This is a genomic window from Herbaspirillum sp. YR522 (assembly GCF_000282575.1).
GTDB lineage: Bacteria > Pseudomonadota > Gammaproteobacteria > Burkholderiales > Burkholderiaceae_D > Herbaspirillum.
In genome coordinates, this window is the sequence record NZ_AKJA01000111.1 from 17,429 (window position 1) to 41,891 (window position 24,463).

Consider the following 24,463-nt stretch of genomic DNA (forward strand, 5'->3'; position numbering starts at 1 on the left):
CTGGTTCGACAAAGCCATCGACCCGGGCGAAATGGCCTATGGCGTATGGCGGGATCTTAAGGTCGCATACCTGGGCTCATGCCGTGGCCTGCGACGAGGACGGCGCAGGGGCCTCCCCGGAAAACGTCACCGTCACCAGTCCTTTCGCGTAGTGCAGCGAATGATCCAGTTCGTCGATGGCCATCCCGAGGAACGATCCCACGTCCTGCCGCAGCTTGCCGGCCTTGTCGAGCTCGATATCGACATCGAGATCGGCCAGCAAGCGCTTCAGGCTCGCCACTTCGTCCTCGTTGTCCTCGGTGCCGCCGAGCAGGATGACTTTTACCTTCCCCGTCTTCTGCATTTTCTGGAGTTGAGCACGAAGCGCGTCGAACTCGTCCTCGCTGAAGCCATAGACGTGCGTGATACGCACCTTCCCGCCTGGCTGGGCCACCCCATTCTCGCCGACCTCGGCCTTCATGCCCACCGCAACGCAATTCATCAGCGACGCGGTAAAGCACAGGCGACCGGGTACGCTGGTGCCGCGGGTGGATATCGGATATCCGGCGTAGCCGCAGTCCTTGGCGAGGTCCTTGTCCTCGACCAGATACAGGTGTTCCTCTCTGAGCAGCTGGCTCCTGAGCGCCTTGATCAGGCCTTGGCGGACATGTTCGTCGCGCGGCAGATGCGCAGGATAGGGATAAACCCGGTGCTGCATATTGGCCGCGAGGTCATCCGCATCGAGTTCGAACTCGATGCGCGACTTCAACGGCTGCTGCGGGTGGCTCCTGGCCGGGCCGGCGTCTTCCGGCGCCAGTGCATCGAAGGTGCGCGACGCCGCATGGAACTGACAAGGCGTGATCGGTTGCATTTTTATCTGGCGGGGCCACAGGCACCGCTGGTTTGCATTTGGGGACTAGAAGAAATGTTGCAGCTTTATGTACCTGAACTGTGTGCACAAAAAGCAAACCGGAGTTCCCGATCGTCTGTGCATGCTTATTTTCTATCGTCGTTGGCGCTTGAAAAGATGGATCCTTGCTGCTGCAAATGGCGGTAGCGCTGGCGCTGGTGCTGTTGCAGGCGCAACGGGAGAACTTGCGGCACAGGTGATGACAAAAGAATTGTATCCCCAGGCTTATGATGATGAAGGTAACTTCCACCCGGAAAAATTGACCGAAAGCGAGCTCAATACCGTTATTGCGTTATCGACCGCAGCTGGCGTAATGCTGGGCGGTGTCACTGGGGGACAACGCTTGATATGGTCGTTGGCGGAAATATTGCAGGAAATGCAGCGACAAATAATTTCCTTAAGCACTCCGATGCAGCTTCAATGAAAAAAGAGCTTGAGGTGTGCAAGGCGAAATCAGGCGGTTGCAACGATGCCGAGATCTTCTCCATAGTCAATAAGTACAAGGCGGTCTCTGACGCCAATATTACGGCCGTTCAGGCTTGCATCGGCGCAGGTGATTTGAAGTGCGTCCAGGATTATCTGGGCAGCGCGGTGAGTCCGAGTGAGGTGAAAATACTGCCTTTTGGTTTTACATCGTTGGAAACGATCTTTATCGAACGCCAGAGAAATATCGAGTCATTCAATTCGGTGTATGGACAATATGCGTTATTTGGATCGGATTCCGAGCAAGTCGCGGAGATAGCAAAATTCCGGCAAGAAAACTGCGCTGCATGGTTAGGTGTAGACGAAGCCGATAACTATTTGCGGAAATTGATATGACACGTTACTTATCAAACGAAGCTATTTGACGCACGACATCCATTGAAGTATCACTACTCATATTTTGCTTTAGAGTCAAGGCGAGTTGATAACAGGGAACTCCATCTTTCTAGTGTATAGCGTCAGTTTGCTGATAGCTGTGATTGCTAGCGGAAAATTGGTGTCAACTGAATATTTAATTGTTCCTGTTATTACAGCCTCATGGCAATAGCTATAGCTACTACCGCCATAAGCGGGTACCGTCGACCAAAGAAGCTTCGTCAAGCCCGGATACTCAACCATGATGGCATCGGTCTTATCACGATAGTGTTCCTCTGATTGCACAAAATAACCAGTTTCATATTCGAGGACGAAAACGCCCTCGATAGTAATCACAGTGTCGATGAGTCTGTCTTTTGATGACAAAACCTCAGAAATATCCATATCAAAAAACTCCTAGCTATTTTGTAAATACAACTTGTCCACCAAATTTATTTGTAAATGTATTGACCGGCAAAAAATACTGAGAGCCATCTCCGGGGTCGCGAATAGCGACAACTGACTTTCCTTGGCGCACGGTCACACCGTCAATAACGACAAAATGCCCCTCTCCATTTTCCAACAAGATCCGACCAATTGCAGCGTTACCTTTTGAAGTCGCAACAGCCAAATCATCAAGCGTTGCATTCATAGCCCATCTGGCCGAACTAAGACCGCTGTTTTGAAGCGCCTCGGTGAGACTGATGATGTCGGTACCACGTCCTGGGACAATTCCCGCCGCTTTAGCTATCTCAGTGATATTCACCCACTTCCCATTGTCGTTCAGGACCATAGCACAGGCAGTTGGACCACAAGCATATCCGCCGATGTCTGAAATATAGCGTTGATCAAGAACCAGTCTATCCCCATTTCTAACAATTAACCCTGTGTCGCCGCCGGCCCCTCCGGCGCCGCTCGAAAAAGAGGTTACGGACTTTGCGAAATTAGCGGCATTTCGAGTGGCAATTGCCCATTCAGTAATTCCAAGAACTGTTCCAGCTAGCTCGACTACAGTCTTTGCTGTATCGAGCGCTGATAGCAATGATTCGCGGGTAGGTGCGTACGCGATTATCTCGTCAATTTGACGGATGGATTCTGACGCAGCCGAATGGCACGAAGCTGGGATTGCGCACTCGTTTTCCAATACTCTCGAAAGTTCTTGGCGTTGGCTCTTTAGAATCTCGAGCGCCATGACTCCTTCTGTAAGGGCTTTATTATTCTGAAGATACGAGGTACGAACATATTTCTTTTCGATTGCGAGAACACAGTCTGAGTCCCCGTTACACGTTTGAATTTCTTTCTGCTTTTCCAGAATTTGTTTTTTAGTCAGATAATTATTCGTCACCGCATTAGTAGCGACATTTGTACCAATGACTGTATCAAGGCTTGTGCCACCTCCCAAGGCTCCAACTAGCGCGCCTGCCGCCGCAGATAATGCTATGACGGTCTGAGTTTCACTCGTGCTCAATCTATCAGCGTGAAAAACGCCGTCATCGTCATACGCATGGGGGTATAACTCCTTTGTAATTGCCTGAGCGGCGAGTTCACCGACTGCACCAGCTGTAGCTCCAACTGCAGCGCTGCCTCCGTTAGCCGCTGCCAATATGCCGCCCAACAAAGCGTGGCTCAAAACCTGCGCCGGCTGATTCTCATTCCCTGGCTGAGAAAAGTAGTTACCAATAGCGTTGGCAAGATACGGTGCTGCAGCGGTGGCAGCTAACTGCCCGGGCCCTTGGCCTGCGAGCGCACCGACCAACACGGACACCACCGTTTTGAGATCACGTGTATGTTCGCCTGTCGGCCCCCATTTCTTGGCCTCCTCTAGATCGCCCTTCGTCTGCGCGTCCTTCTCTCTGCTTTTGGCAATGTCCCCGGCGATCTGCACAGTGGTGGCAATCACGGTATTAGCCGCAGCGGCCATCGCTTGCTGCTCCTTCATCACATTGCGCAAATCCGGCAAGGCCTCAATAGTGCTGTTGGCGGTCGCCAGGTCCGTGTGCGCCCCCAGGCTTGTGGCATCAGTCGTCGTTTGGCCACCAATGTTGATCTTGCCACCTGTCAAAGTGGCATAGGCGGTCGAGCTGTCGCTACCGTTGTCTTGCAATATGATTCCCGGCGTCAGGTTGGGCGTCGGCGCGCCGTTGCTCAAGCTGTTTTTACTACCAGCCTGCGCAGCGCTCCCCTCTTCACCGACCTTACTCTCCGATTTGCTGTCCGCCTTGCCGCCACCGCTGATACCACCCGACAAACTCATCGTGCTGGCCGAATACTCCATCTTGTTTTCGAGGTTCTCGAAACTGATCGAATTGGTCGTCAACTCCGATTTTCCGGCATCGGTACTGCCGATGACGCCGCCCTTGAGCGCAACCGAGTCGGCGGTTACGTGATACCCGCCTTCGCGCGCGAACAACCCGGATTGCTGGTTCACAAAGCTGCTGCTTCCGCTGGCGGTCGAGCGCGATGCGCTGCTGGATGCCTCCCAGGCGGTGCCGATGGAAATCTGCGCGCGCCCGCCAATGCTGTTCTGCTCGCTATGCTGGGTCACCTTGTCTTGCACCGACTCGATGGCGAGCTTGCCACCAACGGCAGCGTCGATGGTGCCGGCATTGACGTCGGCGCCCTTGAGGGTGGTGTCGCCCGCCGATTTCAGAACGACGGCATCCCCGCTCAGGTGCGTGTTGCTGTTGGTCAGGGCGTTATAGTCATACTTGCCATTGCCGATGCTGGCGCTGAGGTAGGCATAGACGCCGGTTTGTGCGCCAACGGAATAGCCAACGCCCACCTCCAGCCCCGCACTATGGTTGTCGCCACTGCCGGTGGCTGTGCTTTGCGCCGCATCCAGCAGGATGTTGCGCGCCGAATCCAGCGTCAACGTCTCGCCCGCCGCAATACTGGCGCCAGTGGCGTGGATGTCGCCTTGCGTCGAAGTCAGGTTGACGTTGTTGCCGCCCTGGATGGTGCTGCCCTGGGCATGCGTGTAACGGTTGTTGTCCTGGCTGTTGGCGCTGGCGAAGCCAATACCCACTTCGCCCTTGATGATGGACCCGCTGCCGCCGGTTGCACCACTGAATGCCTGATAACCATTGGCTGCGGCCGCCAGGCCTTGCATCACCTGCAGGCGACCGTCCGATTTCCTGGCGTTCTCGATATTGTTGACCAGGTCGATCAGCGGTGAACTGACGCGGGCAAACGCGCCTATCTTCAGGCTGGAGCTGCTTTGATCGCTACTGCCGGTGTTGTCGGCGGTGGTGATGTCGATCGACTTGGCTGTGATGTCCACATTGTTCGCTGCCAGAACATTGCTGGCCTGCTGCCCATAACTGTCGCCGGCGCTCAGGCTGACGTTGCCCGCCAGGCTGGCAAGGTTGCTCGCGACCTGGGTGACTGCGCTGTTATCGCCCTGGCTCTTTTCGGTGTGATAGCCGGCAAAGCGTTCGGTGTCGGAAATGACCACCTTGCCGATTGCCTGGTTGTCACTGCGATTGGTATTGGCCACGACATCCTGCCCGCTTTGCACCGTCAGGTTACGGGCGGCGCTGACGCTGAGATCGCCATTGGCCACCAGGTTGGCCGCCGTCAGGGTGATATCTCCCTCGGTACTCGACACGGAGACAGTGCGGCCCGCCGAGAGCGTGGTGCCGGTCACACTGGTGGACGTGCCGTCGCCGTTGCCGTTGGCGTTGAGCATCCCGACCGGCAAGCTGCCCCGGTTATCAAGGCTCCACCCCTTGGCGTTACTGGTCTGGTCCTGGCTTTCGAAGCTGCGCGCCACATCAAGCAGAATATTCTTCTTGGCCAGCAGCAAGGCGTCGCCTTCGGCGCTCATGACGGCACCCTGGCTGGTGATATCGCCATCGGTGGCAAGCAAGGTCAGGTTATTGCCGGCCGTCAGCGTGCTCACCTGTGCAGTACTGGTGGCGTGGTCTTGGGTGCTGTTACTGCTGCGCGAACCCGCTTGCACGACAACCGGCGTCGTCGCCGCCGACGCGCCCTCACCCGCAGCCTCGGCGTATTTATTGTTCTTGCCGATGAAGCTGGCGGCAGGGTTGTTGTTGGCGCTCTGCTGGTAGGCGTTCTTGAAGGCAGCCAGCGGATTATAGGTAAAGCCTACCGAGAAGCCGCTGCTGCTGCTTTGCTGCTGGCTATGCTGCTCACTGGTATTCTGCGCGGCGCTAAGGTCGATGTTCCTGGCGATCAATGTCAGGTCGCGGCCGGCGCCGAGGTCTGAAGCTGTTACGCTCAGATTCTGCCCCGCCTGGACCTGCAGGTTGCCATTCAGGGATGCCAGTGTCGAGGCTTGCTGGGTAACCGACGCCGAGCTGTTCTTGCCATCGGCGCTGGCACTGCCGTAACCGAAACTGGCGACGCCCGCACCGAAGCTTGCGGCGAATCCGGATTTGCTGCTCTGTCGACTGCTATTGAACTGGTCGGTGTTTTGCGTGGACGTGATATCGACACTTCCGCCGGCCTTCAAAAGAACATCGTTGACACCAAGTACGGCGCTACCGGCTACGGCAATGTTATTGCCGGCCTGGACCGAGACGCTATCTCCGGCGACGGAGCTACCGATGGAGTTGCTATAGGCTCTACTCTCGTCATCGGTAGAACTTCGGCTCGACAAAAAGCTGCGCGACGAACTGTGATTGTAAACGTGGGTAGCATCGCTTTGCTGCATGGCCACGATATTCACATTGTCGCTGGCCGACAGCCCAAGCGCGGCTCCAGCGGCGACATTGCTGCCGACGATATCGAGCGAGGCTTTCTCCAGCACGCCGGCGCTGATCGTCAGGCCATCCTTGGCCCCGATATTGGAACCCACCACATTGGTGCCCTGGTGCTCATATTGCGTAAACGAGCGCGACTTGGTCTGGGTGCTCTCCACCACCGATTCGTCAACTGCGGCGCCGATGGCGACAGACCGACCGGCCAGCAACGCACCACTACCCTTGCCATTGGTACCAATATTGACTTGCGCGGCGGTCATGGCAATATCCCGCTGCGCCATCACCGAGAGATCTCCCCCCGCGTTGACCGTGGCACCCGTATAAGCAACGCTTTGGGCCTGCCCGGTGTAGCCGCCGAAGTTTGCCGCGTAGGTGCTGCCGGTCTTGACGGTGGCGAAGTTGACATCGCGTGACGCACTCAATACCATTGATCCGGCGTTGGCGTCACCTGATCGGCCGCTGGCCAATGTGGCGCCTATGTTGTCGATATCGCCGCCTGCCGTGACGGTCAGGTTCTTGCCTGCGCTGATACCTGCCTGGTTGGATAGCGAGGTAAAGCTGCCGCTGGTCTGGCCGTTGGCGTAGGTCTGGGTCGTCGTGAGTGTTTCGTTACGCACGCTGCCGCCGGCACTGATGACGATATCGTCACCAGCGATGCCGCCACCCAGGTTGGCCAGGTCGTTCGATGCAACCAGGACGGTACGGCCACTGCCGTCGGCCCTGCCATCGATCATGCCGCCCTTGTTGGTAATGTTGGCGGCCTGGATCGTGACGTTGGCGCCACTGACCAGCGCACCGGTACCTTGCAGGGCATCATCGTCGATGTGCGCCAGATAGACACGAGGAACCAGGACATCCTGGGTGCTGCCATCCGGCATGGTGACGGTCTGGCTGACCAGCCAGACGATATCGCTGGTCAGGTGGCTTACCTGGTCGGCGCTGAGCTCCACGCCGGGACGCAATCCCCATGCCTGCGCCGTGCTGACGCCGTTGGTCAGCAGTTGCTGATACTGGCTGTCGTCATTGGCGGCACCGCTGACCTTGCCGGTAAGCTGCGCGATCTGTTCACGCACCAGCCGTTGCTCATAGTAACCATCGCCGAGCCGCTTTTGCACCGTACCGGGATCCACGTTCAACGCCGTCAGCAGATAGTCGCTGCTCAGCCAGGTCCGATGGTCGGTGAACTGGGATCGCGTCTCCAGCAGGTAGCTGCCACTGGCAGACGGCTGGAACAGCACGCCCGGGCGAATCGGCACCGGTACATTTCCGTTTTGCGGAAACAGTGCCCCCGCCGGGAAGCCACTCATCGTCGGCAGGCCGCTGCCCGAGGGAAGCGCGCCACCCACCGGGGCGGTGCTGCCCGGACGGGTGGACACCCCACCCAGTATGGTGCCAATCGACTGGCCGCTGCCCGTGGCGGGCGTAATATCGTTGCGGATATTGGCCGCGCTGCCGGCAGAAAGATCGGTATTGCTGAAATTGTTGGCAACGATGGTTACGCCGCCGTTTCCAACAATGGCTCCCTGCGTAGTGCCGATCGCCTCCGAGATATCGGGCATGCTGTACGCCGTCACCGTACCACCTGCGGTAGTAAATGTGCCGTCAAAACTGTGACGTCGATACAAGGTCTGGCCGAGGTTGGTGATGTTCGCGCTGGCGCCGCCCAGCCACAAGGCACCGTTGACGACGATGTTACTGAATTCGTTGCTCAACGACTGGCCGATGCGGATGCTGGCGTTTCCACCAGCGCGAATTTCCGACGCTGCCCCTGCGCTTGCGGCCAGCCGATCCTCATTGGCTATATGGTGCGCATTGCGCGAGACCTCCAGAGAATCATGCTGGGGCGCCAGTATGTGCTGGGTGTCCTGCCGGTAAATCGCATTTGGGTCGGTATAGTCCTGCTCCGTGACGAAGCGGATGCAATCTGTAGTGCAGTTGCCATACTGGTTCGAGTAACCAGGCATTGGCTCCCAGTTGACATCGCTGCGGCCGTCACGCGGGTCGTCACCGCCCGCGACCTTGTCTGGATTGCTGACATTGGCGATCTGTGATGTGAAATACACCACCCGTGTGCCATCCGTGGCACTGGCCCGGCTAATCTGGCCAAAGGCCGCCCAGTTGGAAGAGATACCCTTGTAGAACGCCGTGTCGTTGGCATGCGTCCTGATGACCGCACGGCCAATTACATACCCGTCCGGCGTGATGATCTGCCTGCTCTCCAGCACATCGGAAGGATTGACGTAGAGGATTTCGTACGCATTGAAATTCGACGAATCCGGCTTGTAGTACATCTCGTTACCGCCGTTGTGCCACCAGGAAGGAGCGCGCATCGCATAGGTTTCGTCCAATGTCCGAACGGTAGTCACGGCAACGCCACTGCGTGTATTACGTAAATTGACTGCAGCGATATCCAGATTGCCGCCGGCCTCGATGATCGAGTCTTCGTTGGTAACCTGCGCCGTGCCATTGATCAGTCCGCTGGCATCTCGTTGAGCATCCGCCGCAATCGACATGTTGCCAGCGCTATAGATCACCGCGTTATTGCGATTGGACAGGAAGCTGCTCACCCACAGCGACACGCTGTTACCGCCGCCCAACAGGGCGTTATTACCGGTGTTGGTTACCGTCTGCGCGCGCATGACCAGGTCGTCGCCGAGAATGACGCCAGTGTTGTCGACCTGGGACGCGGTGATATCGAGCAAGCCGCGCGCGCTGATTTCTCCGGCATTGGTGAGCGCGCTGCTGCCGTTTATCGTGATGCTGTCAGCCTGGATCGCTGCTGTGATGATATTGCTGATCTGGGCTGCGGAGAGCCAAATCGTTGCAGCCCGCAATTGGCCGGCGTTGCCATAGTTTCCGGCCACATTGATCACCATGTTGCCATTGGCTACCAGCGCGGCCGCTGAAGCTTGCCTGAAGCCGCTTCGCGCCACCAGGGAGGCATCGGCCTGGGCGCCCATGCTGCCACTGTTCTCTACCTCTTGTGCAGACAGGCCCAGTTGGTTGGCGGTAATGAAGCCAGTCACGGTGTTATCGAGCAAGCCGTCGGCCGTCAACGAGACCTTGCCGGTGCTGGCCTGGAGTTTCCCTGCGTTATACAGTGCTGCGCCGCCATTGCGTGCATCCAGCGTCAGATCAGTTTGCGCAGCAACGGTGCCGTTGTTCTGGATATTTCCGTTAGCCTTCAGGCTGACCGCGCCCGCGGTAGCGCTGACGGTCCCGGTATTGGCGATACCGACCTCACTACCTGAAAAGTTGCCACGCCCGATATTGGCGGCGTCCAATGTCACGGATTGGGTTGCCATGACGGCGCCACTATTGGAAATGCGGCCATCGGCAGTAAGTTGTATCTGGCCATCGGCGGCCTGGATGCTGCCGCTGTTGTCGATATCAAACTGACTGCCGGAAGGGGCGACAGATGCGGCGTTACGCGTAGCCACTGTCACGTCATCTTTTCCGATGATCGCGCCGGTATTGAGCAGGCCGCCGTCGACGTCGAGCTCGATGTTGCCGGCACTGGCGCCGATGTCACCGGCGTTGCGCAGGCCATAGCGTCCGCTGATGCCATTGGGGCCAGAACCAGTCGAGACACGAACCTGCACGCCATCTCTCGCAATCAACTTGCCTGCATTGTCGACGGCGCCCGTGATATCTAACAGAGCAGTCCCGCCGGCGACGCTGATGGTGCCCGCATTGCTTAAACCAAGCTGGCCTGGAACAGCTACAGTGTGGCGAGCAACAACACTGACCGCCGTTTGGCCGATTACGGAACCGCCATTATCAATACTGCCGTCGGCATGGATGCTTACCTGTCCCAGCGTCGCAGTCAGATTGCCGCTATTGCTCAAGTCAGCGGATGCCAGGCCCTGGGCGGCCAGGTCCAGTCGGACGTCGTCGCGTGCAACGATGGTTCCGGCATTAGCGACACTGCCGTTTGCCTTGACCGCAACGGTCCCGCCCATCGCGCTCAATGAGCCGGTATTGGACAGCGCGGGCCCGCCATTTGCCGCCCGTGACTGCGCGGTAATCGTCACGTCGCGCTGCGCAATTACCGAACCGCCATTGGCGACCGCCCCCCTCGCGACGACATTGACATCGCCGGCCGCAGCCGAGATCGTACCGGAATTGGCAACATCGGCGCCGCTGATGCGCACCTCCGTCTGCGCAAGAATGGCGCCACTATTATCGGCCGCTGCGTCGGCCGCGATGCTGACCCCACTTCCAGCCGCACTGAGGGTCCCGCTGTTATGAATCTCTTTTGCATTGATGTCGATCGCGGCCTGCGCCGTGATCGAACCGCCGTTATCGAGACGGCCATCACTATTCAATGTCACGTCGGAAGTCGCCGAGCCGATACTGCCGGTGTTGACGATCCCATGCAATGAGTTCGGGGCAATACCGGCCGACTGAATTCGCATTTTGTCCTGGGCGCTCAGCGTGCCGCTATTTTCGATGCGGCCATCCGCCGTGAGCATCACCTCGCCGACCGATGCGCCGATCTTGCCGGCATTGCGCATGCCCACCCCGGATTCGGTCCCGACAAGGAAGATCTTGTTGGCGTACATCCCGCCCAACTGGGCCACGTCCACGCCGAAAGCTGGCTTCCCATCCTGGGCGTTAACAGGTGTTACCTGCGAATGATCTGCGCTGACCTGATTGGTGCCCGCAGTCACGTGCAGCTCCTTGGCCCAGATGCCCGCATTGACCTCTATGGCCCGCGCAATAATTTCCGTAAAGTCGGATTGCGCATCACTGAACCCCGCGCCTTCGATGCGCACTCTGCCGCCGCGCACCACATAGCCATCAAGATTGCCGCCGTTCATGATGACTTCGCCTGTGGTCAGCGTCGTACGGGCCGAATTGATGAAGCCGCACCCATCGCAGGTCACGCCTGACGGGTTGGCAATGATGACTTGGGCACGATCACCCGCCACCTCGACAAAGCCGCGCAGGTAGCTGGGATTGCTGGAATTGACCTCGTTGACGATCACGCGTGCAGTGCCGTTGGCCAGGTTCGGATTGCGCTGGATCCATCCTCCCAATTGACTTTGCACGTCGGAGCGGGAATTGTTCAGGACGGCACCATTGCGCTGGACGTCAAACTGGCTATACGTATTGCGGGACACACCTGCAGCACTAGGTGTCTGGATGTTGACCTGCGGGACGCCGTTCGCGGTATTGACGATTACCGCCTGCTGCTGTCGAGGCGCACTCGGATCAGCCACGATCTGCGCCTGCGTGGTCATTGTCGTGCCGACCAGCGTCAGTACCGCCAATCCGATCCAGCTCAACCGTGCCATCGGAAGGGCGACACGCCCCCCTGATTCCGGGGCTCTCGAGGAAGTGCCGCCACCACTGCGGGCGGTTTCCGCAACGGCCATGAGCATGCCACGGGTTTTATTGAAAACGATGCGATAACGAAACTGGTTCATCTTCTTCTTTCTTCTGGATAGCGTGCGGCAGTGCCGCTATCAAAACGACCACATGAGGTTGAAACCAGCGGCAAGAGGCGCCGTATGGAATCGGTCGGGCTTGGAAATCGGCGTGGCGCCAAAGAATTCATACGACACACGCCCGATTGCTCCGCGCAGCCCCGCGACAGCGCCAGCCAGGCGGCGCCCCGTCAATAGGGCAGCGGAGGGACCGCCTACCTGTCCATAGTCCGCTCCTACGTAGAGCTCTTGGCCGCTTGCGCCCAATGCGGCCGAGAGTTCATTGCGAACGAACCAGCCGTTTTCGGCCAACAACGTCACCTCACCGTCAAAACCCCGCACGGTGTAGCGACCGCCGATGGAAAATCGGTCCTGTGGCGTCAGTGGTGTCCCGTTCCATTGCGCGCGCGCCGTCATGGTGTAGCGCACCGCCTGTTTTCCCCAAGGCGCCTGCAATGCAAACGGGAGATTGAAGGAAAGATCGGCAGTGCTGATGCGAAAGCGCGAAGTGCCTTCGCCGAAGGCCTCTTCAGGGGCGGGCAATGAATCAAAAGCGCCAGTTCCCCGCTTGTGGGCCACAGAGAGATCGAGCGTGGCGTCACCGATGAACTCGCGATGCGCGATGCCAATCTCCCACCCTGCGGTACGGCGCCGTTGCACCTCCACTTCGGTATCGTCCACGTAGTTGCTCGACGCCTTGACAAAGCCCTTGAACGAGAGCGTCGTCTTGCGCACGGCGTCGCGGTAGACCAGATGTGAGAGCTTGAGCTCGTTGTTTTCGCTCTTGCCGCTATACATGTAGGTCTGGCTGATGCCTGCCACGGCCTGGTGATAGTTGCTGGCGCTATTGGTAAATGCGACGCTCCAGTAGCCAAATGGGACCGAATAGTGCGTTACGTGGCTTTGACTTCCGCGCGCGCCGGCATCACCGCCGCCGAGGTCGTGGTTATAGCTGATGTAGAACAAGTCGTTGAGCGCCAACCAATTGTCCAGCGACACGGTGGCGCTGCCCTGATACTTGCCGGTGGATCTGGTGCCGCCGTCGTCGACGGAAAGCGTCAGGCGTAATGGAACCGCCTGCCGATAACTGATCACGAGATCGCTATCTCCCGCCCGTGCGCCATCGCCCTCACTGGGGACAACCTTGATGTCGGCCTCCGCAGTGGGCACGCGCTTGAAGTTTTCCAGGCCTTGCTCGATATCGCGCAGATTGAGCAAGTCACCCGGCGCTGCCGGTACCGCGTTCCACTGTGTGGCATGAGGTGCGGCATCGGCCGCGAAGCGAATGGCGCGAATACGACCCGGTACCACCGTCAATCGCAATTCACCGCTGGCGATATCCTGCGGTTCGGCCAACACCCGCGTGGTGACGTAGCCGCGCTCGACGATGCCGTTCTGGATACGGGCCATGACCGCATTGATCCCCTGCGCACCGAGGCAGCGGCCGATTACGGGATCGTCGCCCCCCGTGATGTTGCTCAGCGCAAACTGGAAGCGCGGTGCCAGCTCACCGCCCAATACCACCCGAGTCACGGGAAAACACGGCGTCTCGCGCTCCGGGATCGTGCCGGCAGCCTCCTTGGCGCCCGCTTCTGGCAGCCGCACATCCGGCCGCAGCTCTTGCTGGCTTCGTAACTGCCGCTCTCGCTCCTGCTGGCGCTGATACTCCTGTGCCGATGCATCGGTCTGCGACCAGGCCGGGCCGCCATGACCGACGCCGGCCAAAATGGCCAGCAACATCAATGCGATGCGTGGCCGGCCTCCGATGCTTTGAATGAACTGCGGCCGATCGGCCGTGACTGACAACGAAAACGTGAACGAGCCTCGCCCCCGCCCAAGATTGCTTTTCTTGCGCCCCACAACGACACCCCGTGATGTTTATTTTAGATTTATTACTGCGGCGAAATTTTACCGGGAAGCATCATTCTTTGGTGATGAGAACGTTAAATTTTGTGAAGAAAGTTATTGATTACAACGTTCGATTAACAGGGCGACATTTCAGATTGCTAATTAATTTCTAAAAACCCAAGCAATCCACAGGGTGACGATCCAATTCGATTATTCGATTCTTCGCTGACATGTTCGCGCCCCGAACTAATAACCTGGTACAGCGCCAGCCGCCGATCACCTGCCGCAGCCCTGCCATCTGGCCTGGCCACCAACCATTCCCGCATAAGCAATCACATTTTTATCAGTTCCGGCTCGGCAACACGCCGGGCTAGACTGGACCAGTCCATTCAGAACTGATCAACGTGATTCGCATCGAGCACCTGCACAAGAGTTATCACACCGGCAAGCGCGACATCGTCGCCCTGGCCGACATCGACCTCGACATCGCCCAGGGCGAGGTGTTCGGCATCATCGGCCGCTCCGGCGCCGGCAAGAGCACGCTGATCCGCACCCTCAACATGCTCGAACGCCCCGACGCCGGGCGCGTGCTCATCGAAGGTGTCGACATCACCACCCTGGGGCACGAGGCGCTGCTGGGACTGCGCCAGCGCATCGGCATGATCTTCCAGCACTTCAACCTGCTCAACGCCCGCACCGTGGCCGACAATATCGACTGGCCACTCAAGATCACCGGCCGCTACAGTCGCCAGCAGCGCAGCGCGCGGGTGTCCGAGTTGCTGCAACTGGTCGGGCTGGAAGCGCATCGCGACCAATACCCGGCGCAACTGTCGGGCGGCCAGAAGCAACGCGTGGGCATCGCCCGCGCCCTGGCCAATACGCCGCAACTGCTGCTGTGCGACGAGGCCACCTCGTCGCTCGATCCCGAAACCACCCATTCGATCCTGCGCCTGCTGCTCGACATCAATCGCAAGCTGGGCTTGACCATCGTGCTGATCACGCACGAAATGGAAGTCATCCGTACCGTGTGCGACCGCATGGCCGTGCTCGATGGCGGCCGCGTGGTCGAAAGCGGCCCGGTGGTCGAGCTGTTCCTGCAACCTCGGCATGCCGTCACGCGACGCCTGCTTGCCGCCGCCGAGGCCGAGGACGACCAGTTGCCGCGGCAAGCGCGCGCCGGCAGTCGGCTGGTACGACTGTCGTATGCGGGCGAACTGGCGGCGCAACCGATCCTGTCGCAACTGACCCAGGCCACGACGGCACTGGCGACCATCGTCGAGGGCCATGTGTCACGCATCAAGGACACCCCTTACGGCCAGTTGCTGGTCGAGTTCTCCGGTGGCGAAGAGGCGGTGCAGCAAGTACTGGCACGACTGGCGCAACGCCGGATCCGGCATGAGGTATTGGCATGAGCGCCGTCTTCGACCTGAGCCTGCTCGATTGGCCCGAAGTGTGGGATGCCACCGTGGAAACACTGGCCATGACCGCCGGTTCGCTGTTCTTTACCGTGCTGCTGGGCTTGCCGCTGGGGATCCTGCTGTTCCTGACCAACCGTCGCCAGTTGCTGCAGCAACGCGGTATCTACCTGGCCTTGTCGCTGGTGGTCAATGTGCTGCGCTCGGTGCCGTTCCTGATCCTGCTGATCGTGCTGATTCCGTTCACGCTGTGGCTGGTCGGCACTTCGCTGGGGGTCACCGGGGCGATCCCGCCGCTGGTGATCGGCACCGCGCCGTTCTTCGCCCGGCTGACCGAAAGCGTGCTGCGCGAGATCGACCGCGGCGTGATCGAGGCCTGTACCGCCATGGGCGCGCGGCGCCGCCAGATCATCTTCGGCGCCTTGCTGCCCGAGGCGCTGCCGGGACTGGTGGCGGCCGTCACCATCACCGCCATCACCCTCATGTCGTACGCCGCCATGTCGGGCGTGATCGGTGGCGGCGGCCTGGGCGACCTGGCCATTCGCTACGGCTATCAACGCTTCCAGACCGAAGTGATGGTGGTCACCGTGGCCATCCTGGTGGTGCTGGTGCAATTGCTGCAGTTCTTCGGCGACCGCCTGGTGCTGCGCCTGACGCGTCGCTGACGCAATCCAACCCTCAATCGAGCATCATCACAAGGAGCACTCCGCATGAAAATCAAACTGATCCCTGCCCTGGTCCTGGGCGCTGCCCTGGGCTTGACCGCTGCCGCGCACGCCGCCGACAAGCTGGTGATCGCCGCCACGCCCGTGCCGCACGCCGAGATCCTGGAGCACATCAAGCCGGCGCTGGCCAAGGAAGGCATCGAGCTGCAGGTGAAGGTATTTACCGACTACGTGCAACCGGCCGCGCAGACCAACGAGAAACAGGTCGACGGTAATTTCTTCCTGCACCAGCCCTACCTCGACCAGTTCAAGAAGAGCCACAAGAACGACATCGAGGTGCCGGTGACCAAGGTCCACGTCGAACCCTTCGCGGCCTATTCGCTGAAATACAAGAAGACTGCCGACATCCCGGTCGGCGCGACCATCGCCATCCCCAACGATCCCTCCAATTCGGGGCGAGCGTTGCTGCTGCTGGCGCGCAATGGCCTCATCAAGTTGAAGGACACATCCAACATCTCGTCGACCCAGAAGGACATCACCGGGAACCCGAAGAAGCTGAAGTTCCGCGCGCTCGAGGCGGCCACCCTGCCGCGCGTGCTCAACCAGGTCGACGTGGCGTTGATCAACACCAACTACGCGCTGGAGGCCAAGCTCAATCCGGTCAAGGATTCGCTGTTCATCGAAGACGCCGATTCGCCCTACGCCAACCTGCTGGTGGCGCGCGAGGACAACAAGGACAGTGCCGCCATCAAGAAACTGGCGGCGGCACTGAACACCCCGGACGTCAAGAAGTTCATCGAAGACAAATACCAGGGCGCGGTGGTGCCGGCGTTCTGATCGCGCCGATGCTGGCGGGCCGCACCTCCAAGGCCATCCATCACCTGCGCGTGACCGGCACGCGCAAAAGCCTCACAGCCTGCTGGCCAGCTCGGCGACGAAGTCGCGCACCCAGCGCTGGCCGGCATGACCATGATCATGTTCATGCCACAGCATGGCGACACCGAAGCCCGGCACGGCAAGAGGACATGGGACGATCCTCAATGGCACACCGCACTCGCGTACCAGGCGCGCCGGCACCAGCGCGACCAGATCCGAGTGGGCCACCATGTCGGGCAGCAGCAGGAACGACGACGCCGACACCACCACGTTGCGGCGATACCCCAGGGCAGCCAGGGCGTCGTCGACCGGCGTCGAGAAGTCGCTGCCATGCAACGACACGATGACCTGGTCGAGCGCGGCAAACTGTGGCACCGACAGCTTTCTGCGCAGTCGCGGATGCCGTTGCCTGCCAATCAACACGTAATGCTCATCGAACAGATGCCGGGTACGCAGGCTGGCCGGCGCATGCTCGGGCGACATCAGCGCCAGATCCACTTCGCCGCTGGCCATCTGCGCTTCCAGTTGCGCCACATCCAGATGACGCAACGCGATCCGCACGCCCGGCGCCTGCTTGCGCAGCGCAACGAGCAACGGTTGCACGATGACCTTCTGCAGGTAATCCGTGCAGGCGATGCTGACCGTCAGGCGCGCCGTCTTCGGATCGAAATGACGGTGCTCGGCCAGCGTGGCGCGCACCTGGTCGAGCGCCTGCCGCAACGGTTCGCGCAGCGTCAGCGCCTTGGCGGTAGGCATCATCGCCCGGTGCCCGGGCACCAGCAACGCATCGTCGAACAGCGTGCGCAAGCGATTCAACTGGCTGCTGACCGCCGGCTGGCTCAGGCACAGGCGGTCGGCGGCGCGACTCACGTTGCGTTCCGCCAGCAGCGTCTCCAGCGTGAGCAGAAGATTGAGGTCGAGGCGTTTCGTAGTATTCATTTAATGGATAGCAGGTCAGAAGTAATGTGATTTTACAGATACCATGGGCAAGCTCACACTCAGGCGGATCCCTCATCCACCTTTTCAGTGAAAGCCAGGCCATGATGTCTTCCAGCAAAAAAACCATCCTGATCGTGCATGCGCACCCCGAGGCGTCCTCCCTTACCCGGCATCTTGCCGATGGCGCTGCACAGGCACTGCAGGCGCAAGGGCATGACGTGCTGACGTCGGACCTGTATGTCATGGGTTGGAAGGCGGTCTTCGATGCGCAGGACTTTCCGCAGCGGCGCAATCCTGCCCGCTTGTGCTTCATCAAGGAGTCGGAACATGCATTCGCCCACGGCTGCCAGACGGCGGATGTGCAGCGGGAACAGGACAAGCTCAGGCGCGCCGATGCGGTAATCCTGCTGTTTCCGCTGTGGTGGTTCAGCATGCCGGCCATCATGAAGGGCTGGGTGGATCGCGTCTGGGCCTTCGGCCTGGCCTACGGCTACCAGGGGGCCGGCAACGCCTTTCGCTACGGTGAAGGCGGCTTTGCGGGAAAGCGCGCGTTACTGGCGGTGTCCGTTGGCGGCCCGGCGCAGGACTACTCCCCACGCGGCATCAACGGGCCATTGGAACAATTGCTGTTTCCCATCACCCACGGCACCCTGTTCTTTCCCGGCATGCAGGTGTTGCCCACCTTCGCCGTATATGGGTCCGGCCAGGTCGACGCGGACCGCATGCGGGAAATCGACGCCACCTGGCACGGCCGGCTGGAACGCCTGTTCGACGACGCGTCGATTGCCTTTCGCGCACAGAATGGCGGCGACTATCCGGACCGTCATGTGCTGGCCGGGCACATCCTGCCGCAACAGACGGGCTTGACGGTGCACGTCGCCGATGGCTGCCTGACGACGGCACCGCCGGTCGGAGCAGGCACTCAGGTCGAGCCGGCCGACGCTGGCAAGCCCTGAGGCGACGCACTTCCGACATCCACCCGTGCGGCCAGGAAATCCAGGAAGGCGCGCACCCGCAGCGGCTGGTGGCCACCCTGGCCGACATACACCGCATGCACCTGTTCGAGATCGCCCGGATTGCAGGCCTCCAGCACCGGCAGCAGCCGACCGGCGGCGATGTCGTCACGCACCTGAAACGCCGCCAGCCGCGCCAGGCCCACGCCCGCCAAGACCAGGCTATGCAAGGCCGCGCCGTCGCTGGCCTGGGTGTTGCCCGTCACCGGCAGCACCAGGTCGGCGCCCGCATGGCGCAGCGGCCAACCCGATTGCGACCGCACGTAATTGGCGCCCAGCAGGTTGTGCGTGCGCAGTTGCTCGGGGTCCAGCGGCATGCCGTGCCGCTCCAGGTATGCCGGGGCGCCGACGATCACCATGCGCGTCTGCCCCAGCTTGCGCGCCATCAGGTTGGAACTCTTGAGGGGCCCGGCACGCACGGCCACATCGGTGCGTTGTTCCAGCAGGTCGACCACTTCGTCGGTGAGCACGATGTCAAGCGTGACGCCGGGATGGCGCTCCAGGAATTGCGGCACCAGCGGCAACAGGAAGTGATGCCCGAACGGTACATTGGCGTTGACCCGCACCCGGCCGCGCGGCGCGCTGTGCTGGCTGGCGCAGCGCTCTGCCTGGTCCAGTTCGGCCAGGATGCGCACACCGCTTTCGTAGAACAGGCAACCCTCGGCGGTCAGGCGCAACTGGCGGGTCGAACGGTTCAACAATCGCGTGGCCAGGCGTTGCTCCAGGCGCGCTACCAGCTTGCTGACGGCCGACGGCGTCATGCCGCAGGCGCGGGCGGCAGCAGAAAAACCGCCCAGCTCGACCACCCGCACAAATACCTCCAGTTCGCCGGAACGATTGACTTCCAGACGGGCCATCTCCCCTCCTCGATGATTTGATCTCACAAGTGCTGTGCCGGCGGACAGTCTAGTCCAATTCGGTCTTTGAATTCATCATTGCTTCGCCAATGACCTTTGAATTCACCGACATGACCACATCGATTACCTCCTTCCTGCGCTTGTCCTGCCTGCCCACGGTGGCGGTGGCACTGGCGCTGGGCGCGGCCACCAGCCCGGTGCCCGCGCTCGCAGCGCCGGGCTGGACGGCGAGCTGGCAGGCCAGCCCGCAACCGGTCTGGGGCCAGGACTTCCTGTTTCCGCTCAACCTGCCCCGGACCTTGCGCGACCAGACGGTGCGCCAGGTGGCGCGCCTCAGCCTGGGCGGCCCGCGCCTGCGCATCGTGCTGTCCAACCAGTACGGCACGGCACCGGTCACGGTGGGCCGGACCACGCTGGCCCTGCCCTCGGCATCCGCGCCGGACGTTGCCGGTGCGGTGCTTGCCTCCAGCCTGCGCCCGGTAACCTTCGGTGGGCGCGAACAGGCCACCATCGCCGCGGGCGCGTCGCTCATCAGTGACCCGGTTGTGCTGCCGGTGCCGGCGCTGGCACAGGTGGTGGTGAGCTTATACCTGCCGGCTGTCACGCCAATGACGACCTTTCATTGGGATGGGCGCCAGACCGGCTGGATCGTTGCCGGCGACCAGGCTGCAGCGACCACGCTGGACACGGCCAACGTGCTGCCCACCACCGCGCGTGCCCTGCTGAGCGCCATCGCGGTCGAGACCGACCCCGCCGCGCCGACGGTGGCGGTGCTGGGCGACTCCATCACCGACGGTGCCACCGCCAGCCTGGATACCGATCATCGCTGGCCCGATTTCCTGGCCGCACGCCTGGCGCCGCATGGCGTGGCCGTGGTCAATGCCGGCATTTCCGGCGCACGGCTGCTGTCCGATGGCATGGGCGTCAATGCGCTGGCGCGCTGGGAGCGCGACGTCCTGGCGCAACCGGGGGTACGCACTGCCATCGTGATGCTGGGCATCAACGATATCGCCTGGCCGGGCACCGCGTTTGCCAGGCAGGCGCAGCGGCCGACGGTGCAGCAATTGGTCGCAGGCTACCGGCAACTGGTGGCGCAGGCCCATGCCCGTGGCGTGCGGGTGATCGGCGCTACGCTCACGCCGTTCGAAGGCGCATTGCCCGGCACGCCGCTGGCCGATTACTACAGCATCGAGAAGGACGCATTGCGGGCGCAACTCAATGAGCGAATCCGCGCGGGTGGCATCTTCGATGCGGTGATCGACTTCGATGCCGTGCTGCGCGACCCCGCCCATCCTTCCAGGATGGCGCCACGCTACGATTCCGGCGATCACCTGCATGCCGGTGACGAGGGCCACCGGGCCATGGCCGGGTCGGTCGACCTGTCCATCCTGCTGCCGGCAGCCGGCGATCGCCACGGTGCCATGCCGGGACTTGACTCGATGCATCGTTGAGTTTGCGGTGGCCGCCGACGGCCTGGCCGAAGTCGTAGTCGTAGTCGGCTAGAATTGCGCCATCGCGCGCATCGCTGTCATCGACCGGGCATGTACCGCAGGCGCGCATCCATCGAGGGGACACGCACGTGAATCTGGTCTGGCTGGAAGACTTCATCGAACTGGCGCGCACGCGCAGCTTTTCGCGCGCGGCGGAAAACCGTTTCGTCACCCACCCCGCCTTCGGCCGTCGCATCAAGGCGCTCGAACAATGGGTGGGCGCGGCGCTGGTGACGCGCTCCCAGCCCGTGACCCTGACCCGGGCCGGCAAGCTGTTCCTGGACGCCGCCCACAATGCCAGCGACATCCTGTACGCGGCACGCGCGCAACTGCGCGAGTCGCCCGCCGAAAGCACCGACATCCTGCGCCTGGCCACCGGCCGCACGCTGTCGCAGACCTTCTTTCCGGACTGGTACGACGGCATTCGCCAGCACTGCGGTCCGTTTCCGGTTTCCATCAGCACCGGCGGCGCACAGGACGTCATCGTCAAGCTGGCCGCGTCCGACGCCGACCTGCTGCTGATCTATTCCAGTCCCGCCACGCGCATGCTGATCGACCACCAGCGCTACGAGTCGCTCACCATCGCCCACGAGATGCTGCTGCCGGTGTCGGCCCCGGACCAGCGCGGCCGCCCGCTGTACCGGCTCGATGCCAAGGCCGGCGCGGTGCCATGGCTGGCGTTTTCGCAGACGCTGACCTTGCGCGGCGTGCTGGCCAAGCACCTGGCGGAGCTGGAACAGAAACCGGCGCTGAAGATGGTGTACCAGGCCGACTCCTACGAAGCGATCCAGGAAATGGCACTGCGCGGCACCGGCGTGGCCTGGCTGCCGCAGCGGCTGGTACAGAAGGACCTGGCCGAGGGCCGCCTGCTGATCGTGGGCGAGCAGAACCTGCGCATACGCTTCGATGTGTCCCTGTACCGGGTACGCGGCAGCAGCAACGAACTGGTGCAAACCATCTGGAACCATGTCGCCACGCAAGCGTTGTAGACAACTTTCCTGAAGCTCGGGAATCACCTCACACCAAGCACGCAATTGGTGAGAAAACGCCCCAAGTTTGCGCTTGCCGCCGCCGCGTTCACCTCATGGTGGCAAGGGCAATCCAAACGGCACAGGCCTGTGCCGAAACGGCACGAATGGCGCAAATCGCGTTGCCTATACTCGGCACGCATTCGCATGACGGCCGTGTCGACGACACCCGCCATCATGCCTGTCAATCACCGCTGGAATGTCTAAATGAAAACCCTGGAACAGGTTCGCGCAACACTGCCGAACTATCCCATCGAAGTCGAATTCCCCGACATCGATCGCTGGCGCGCCGGCAACACCGGCGTCGATTTCGTCCATACCTTCGACAGTCACCTGCCCGGTCCGCACGTGATGATCCTGGCGCTGATGCATGGTAACGAAGTCAGCGGCGCCATCACCGTCGACCGCCTGCTGCGCCGCGGCGTGCATCCGCTGCGCGGACGCGTCACTTTGGGCTTCGGCAACGTTGCCGCCTACCAGCGCTTCAACGTCGCCGACGCCGACGCGGCGCGCTACATCGACGAAGACATGAACCGGGTCTGGAGCGCGGCGCGCCTGGATGGCCCGGAAGACTCGAGCGAACTGCGCCGGGCGCGTCAATTGCGGCCGATCATCGACACGGTCGACTTCATGCTGGACCTGCACTCGATGCACGAGGCGGCGCCGCCGCTGATCGTCAGTGGTCCGCTCGACAAGGGCATGGCCTTCGCCGCCGAGCTGGGCCTGCCGCAACACGTGATCGTCGACGCCGGCCATCCGAATGGCGTGCGCATGCGCGACTACGGCGGTTTCGGTGATCCGGCCAGCGACAAGAACGCGCTGCTGGTCGAGACCGGGCAGCATTTCGCCAAGGCCAGCGAAGAGGTGGCGCTGGCGGTGGCGATGCGTTTTCTGCACATCACCGGCGCACTCGCTGTTGCCGACGTACAATACGGCCTGCAAGAAAAAGAGCTGGCACCGCAACGCTTCATCGCAGTGACCGAGCCGGTTGTGGCGCAAGGGATGGACCTGGCATTCACCGACGACTATCGCGGCATGGAAGTCATCGAGAAGGCTGGCACATTAATTGCGCATGAAAATGGACGCGAGATCATTACCCCCTATGACAATTGCACGCTGGTGATGCCGTCGTTACGGCATATCGGGCCAGGTGTGACGGTCATGCGGCTGGGTCGCGAGATCGACCGACGGGGCGGGGCTCCTGTCGGCCAGGTGTAATCACAGAGAATTTTTTCGAAGGGGTAATCATGAAGTTTGCAAAATCGATGCTGGCTGTTTCGTTCGGCCTGCTGTCCATCGCTGCCACCACCGCTCAAGCCGATGCGCTGGCCGACATCCAGAAGTCCGGCGTGATCCGTATCGGCGTGCCGCAAGACTTCGCGCCATTCGGCTCGGTCAATTCGGACATGACCGTGCAAGGCCTGGATATCGATGTGGCCAACCTGATCGCCAAGAAGATGGGCGTGAAGGTGACCCTGGTTCCAGTAGCCAGCGCCAACCGCATCGCCTACCTGCAAACGCACAAGGCCGACCTGATGATCTCGACGCTGGGCAAGAACGCCGAGCGCGAAAAGGTGATCGACTTCTCGCAGTCCTATGCACCGTACAACAACAGCGTCTTCGGCGTGGCCAGCATCAAGGTCGCCAGCGCGGCTGACCTGGCCGGCAAGACCGTGGGCGTGGCCCGTGGCACCTTCCAGGACATCCAGTTGACCGAAACCGCGCCCAAGACCACCACCATCAAGCGTTACGAAGACAACAACGCGATGATCTCGGCCTACGTGTCGGGCCAGGTGCAATTGGTCGGCACGGGCGACTTCGTGGCCTATGCGCTGGGCGAAAAGGCCCCGGACAACAAGCCGGTGCTGAAGTACATCATCAACGAATCGAGCTGCAGCGTGGGACTCAACAAGGGTGAAGCCGCCCTGCTGGCCAAGGTCAACGACGCCATCACCGCTGCCAAGAAGAGCGGCGAGTTGAATGCCATCGTCAAGAAGTGGCTCAATGTGCCGCTGTCGCAGAAGATGGCAACCACGTACCAGTAATATTGCTGGAACGTGCTTGAAGGGAACGGCGGATTCATCCGCCGTTTTTTTTATGGAAAGAAGTGAAGCGCCCATGCCGTCCGGTCGACCCTGAACGGCATTTTCTTTGGTACCGGAAGAGCCCTGGCGCGCCTTCGATACGGTCCTGCGGACCACCTTAGTCCGAACGGTGTGTGGTGATCGACCAAAAGCAATCCATTCCCCGTTCGGGTTGATCGATGATAAGCGCCCCCTTCCCCGTTCGGACTGAGTAGCTGCCTCGGCAGCGTATCGAAGGCGCTCATGCCGGTGCGGCGGTGCATCTTCGATCCGGCCCTGCGGACCACCTCGGTCCGAACGGTTTGCGGGTGATCGATGATAAGTGCCCCATTTTCCGTTCGAATTGAGTAGCTGCCTCGGCAGCGT

General features: G+C 60.9%; 16 protein-coding genes. 10 read left to right on the top strand and 6 right to left on the bottom strand.

The annotated features are described in order from the left end of the window. Positions 1-76 precede the first annotated feature (76 nt). Positions 77-850, bottom strand: a complete 774-nt coding sequence (locus tag PMI40_RS15290; protein ID WP_008117060.1) for a hypothetical protein — start codon at positions 848-850, stop codon at positions 77-79. A gap of 67 nt (positions 851-917) precedes the next feature. Between PMI40_RS15290 and PMI40_RS23335 the strand changes: the two genes are divergently transcribed. Together PMI40_RS23335 and PMI40_RS15300 are read left to right on the top strand one after the other, a co-directional pair. Further along, a complete protein-coding gene (locus PMI40_RS23335) occupies positions 918-1,313 on the top strand; it encodes a VENN motif pre-toxin domain-containing protein (protein ID WP_081496473.1) in 396 nt (131 codons plus the stop codon). After that, the gene (locus tag PMI40_RS15300) at positions 1,310-1,708 is read left to right on the top strand and encodes a hypothetical protein (protein WP_008117063.1); all 399 of its coding nucleotides are present in this window, start codon (positions 1,310-1,312) and stop codon (positions 1,706-1,708) included. The genes PMI40_RS23335 and PMI40_RS15300 overlap by 4 nt, the downstream gene beginning before the upstream one ends. A 75-nt stretch (positions 1,709-1,783) precedes the next feature. Here the strand turns inward: PMI40_RS15300 and PMI40_RS15305 are convergent, their stop codons facing one another. From PMI40_RS15305 to PMI40_RS15315, 3 genes are read right to left on the bottom strand one after another with little or no spacing between them, the layout of a single operon-like run. Continuing rightward, positions 1,784-2,131 (bottom strand): hypothetical protein, encoded by a 348-nt coding sequence (locus PMI40_RS15305; protein WP_008117064.1) that lies wholly within the window; start codon positions 2,129-2,131, stop codon positions 1,784-1,786. Positions 2,132-2,147: 16 nt separating this feature from the next. Further along, entirely contained in the window at positions 2,148-11,882 is a 9,735-nt protein-coding gene (locus PMI40_RS22985; protein ID WP_008117066.1) for a hemagglutinin repeat-containing protein, read from the bottom strand. A gap of 39 nt (positions 11,883-11,921) precedes the next feature. Next, positions 11,922-13,622 (bottom strand): ShlB/FhaC/HecB family hemolysin secretion/activation protein, encoded by a 1,701-nt coding sequence (locus PMI40_RS15315; protein WP_008117068.1) that lies wholly within the window; start codon positions 13,620-13,622, stop codon positions 11,922-11,924. 512 nt (positions 13,623-14,134) lie between these two features. Here PMI40_RS15315 and PMI40_RS15320 point away from each other — a divergent pair. Genes PMI40_RS15320 through PMI40_RS15330 form a run of 3 tightly spaced genes read left to right on the top strand, consistent with a single transcriptional unit; the run spans position 14,135 to position 16,647 of the window. Further along, positions 14,135-15,142 (top strand): methionine ABC transporter ATP-binding protein, encoded by a 1,008-nt coding sequence (locus PMI40_RS15320; RefSeq protein WP_008117070.1) that lies wholly within the window; start codon positions 14,135-14,137, stop codon positions 15,140-15,142. Continuing rightward, positions 15,139-15,810, top strand: coding sequence for a methionine ABC transporter permease (locus PMI40_RS15325; RefSeq protein WP_008117072.1), 672 nt, complete (start codon positions 15,139-15,141; stop codon positions 15,808-15,810). The genes PMI40_RS15320 and PMI40_RS15325 overlap by 4 nt, the downstream gene beginning before the upstream one ends. 45 nt (positions 15,811-15,855) lie before the next feature. Continuing rightward, complete coding sequence (locus tag PMI40_RS15330) at positions 15,856-16,647, top strand: MetQ/NlpA family ABC transporter substrate-binding protein (RefSeq protein ID WP_008117074.1); 792 nt, start codon at positions 15,856-15,858, stop codon at positions 16,645-16,647. 72 nt (positions 16,648-16,719) lie between these two features. Here PMI40_RS15330 and PMI40_RS15335 read toward each other — a convergent pair whose 3' ends face one another. After that, a complete protein-coding gene (locus PMI40_RS15335) occupies positions 16,720-17,625 on the bottom strand; it encodes a LysR family transcriptional regulator (RefSeq protein ID WP_008117076.1) in 906 nt (301 codons plus the stop codon). 104 nt (positions 17,626-17,729) lie between these two features. Here PMI40_RS15335 and PMI40_RS15340 point away from each other — a divergent pair, with 104 nt between their 5' ends. Next, positions 17,730-18,581 carry an NAD(P)H-dependent oxidoreductase gene (locus tag PMI40_RS15340; RefSeq protein WP_008117078.1) on the top strand — a complete coding sequence of 284 codons (852 nt, stop codon included), beginning with the start codon at positions 17,730-17,732 and terminating at the stop codon, positions 18,579-18,581. Here the strand turns inward: PMI40_RS15340 and PMI40_RS15345 are convergent. Continuing rightward, positions 18,548-19,495, bottom strand: a complete 948-nt coding sequence (locus PMI40_RS15345) for a LysR family transcriptional regulator (RefSeq protein WP_008117080.1) — start codon at positions 19,493-19,495, stop codon at positions 18,548-18,550. The two genes, PMI40_RS15340 and PMI40_RS15345, sit on opposite strands and share 34 nt — an antisense overlap. Positions 19,496-19,605: 110 nt before the next feature. Here PMI40_RS15345 and PMI40_RS15350 point away from each other — a divergent pair, with 110 nt between their 5' ends. From PMI40_RS15350 to PMI40_RS15365, 4 genes are all read left to right on the top strand, one after another. Then, the gene (locus PMI40_RS15350) at positions 19,606-20,946 is read left to right on the top strand and encodes an SGNH/GDSL hydrolase family protein (RefSeq protein ID WP_051001828.1); all 1,341 of its coding nucleotides are present in this window, start codon (positions 19,606-19,608) and stop codon (positions 20,944-20,946) included. 128 nt (positions 20,947-21,074) lie between these two features. Further along, a complete protein-coding gene (locus PMI40_RS15355) occupies positions 21,075-21,974 on the top strand; it encodes a LysR family transcriptional regulator (RefSeq protein ID WP_008117083.1) in 900 nt (299 codons plus the stop codon). Positions 21,975-22,220: 246 nt separating this feature from the next. Next, positions 22,221-23,231, top strand: coding sequence for a M14 family metallopeptidase (locus tag PMI40_RS15360; protein WP_008117084.1), 1,011 nt, complete (start codon positions 22,221-22,223; stop codon positions 23,229-23,231). A gap of 29 nt (positions 23,232-23,260) precedes the next feature. Beyond that, on the top strand, positions 23,261-24,058 hold the full coding sequence (locus PMI40_RS15365; RefSeq protein ID WP_008117086.1) for a transporter substrate-binding domain-containing protein: 798 nt from the start codon (positions 23,261-23,263) through the stop codon (positions 24,056-24,058). The last annotated feature ends 405 nt before the right edge of the window (positions 24,059-24,463 follow it).

Excerpts from the sequence above, each read along its gene's own strand:
- PMI40_RS15290 (WP_008117060.1), bottom strand. The coding sequence starts at position 850 with ATGCAACCGATCACGCCTTGTCAGTTCCATGCGGCGTCGCGCACCTTC.
- PMI40_RS23335 (WP_081496473.1), top strand. The coding sequence starts at position 918 with ATGTACCTGAACTGTGTGCACAAAAAGCAAACCGGAGTTCCCGATCGT.
- PMI40_RS15300 (WP_008117063.1), top strand. The coding sequence starts at position 1,310 with ATGAAAAAAGAGCTTGAGGTGTGCAAGGCGAAATCAGGCGGTTGCAAC.
- PMI40_RS15305 (WP_008117064.1), bottom strand. The coding sequence starts at position 2,131 with ATGGATATTTCTGAGGTTTTGTCATCAAAAGACAGACTCATCGACACT.
- PMI40_RS22985 (WP_008117066.1), bottom strand. The coding sequence starts at position 11,882 with ATGAACCAGTTTCGTTATCGCATCGTTTTCAATAAAACCCGTGGCATG.
- PMI40_RS15315 (WP_008117068.1), bottom strand. The coding sequence starts at position 13,622 with ATGTTGCTGGCCATTTTGGCCGGCGTCGGTCATGGCGGCCCGGCCTGG.
- PMI40_RS15325 (WP_008117072.1), top strand. The coding sequence starts at position 15,139 with ATGAGCGCCGTCTTCGACCTGAGCCTGCTCGATTGGCCCGAAGTGTGG.
- PMI40_RS15330 (WP_008117074.1), top strand. The coding sequence starts at position 15,856 with ATGAAAATCAAACTGATCCCTGCCCTGGTCCTGGGCGCTGCCCTGGGC.
- PMI40_RS15335 (WP_008117076.1), bottom strand. The coding sequence starts at position 17,625 with ATGAATACTACGAAACGCCTCGACCTCAATCTTCTGCTCACGCTGGAG.
- PMI40_RS15340 (WP_008117078.1), top strand. The coding sequence starts at position 17,730 with ATGTCTTCCAGCAAAAAAACCATCCTGATCGTGCATGCGCACCCCGAG.
- PMI40_RS15345 (WP_008117080.1), bottom strand. The coding sequence starts at position 19,495 with ATGGCCCGTCTGGAAGTCAATCGTTCCGGCGAACTGGAGGTATTTGTG.
- PMI40_RS15350 (WP_051001828.1), top strand. The coding sequence starts at position 19,606 with ATGACCACATCGATTACCTCCTTCCTGCGCTTGTCCTGCCTGCCCACG.
- PMI40_RS15360 (WP_008117084.1), top strand. The coding sequence starts at position 22,221 with ATGAAAACCCTGGAACAGGTTCGCGCAACACTGCCGAACTATCCCATC.
- PMI40_RS15365 (WP_008117086.1), top strand. The coding sequence starts at position 23,261 with ATGAAGTTTGCAAAATCGATGCTGGCTGTTTCGTTCGGCCTGCTGTCC.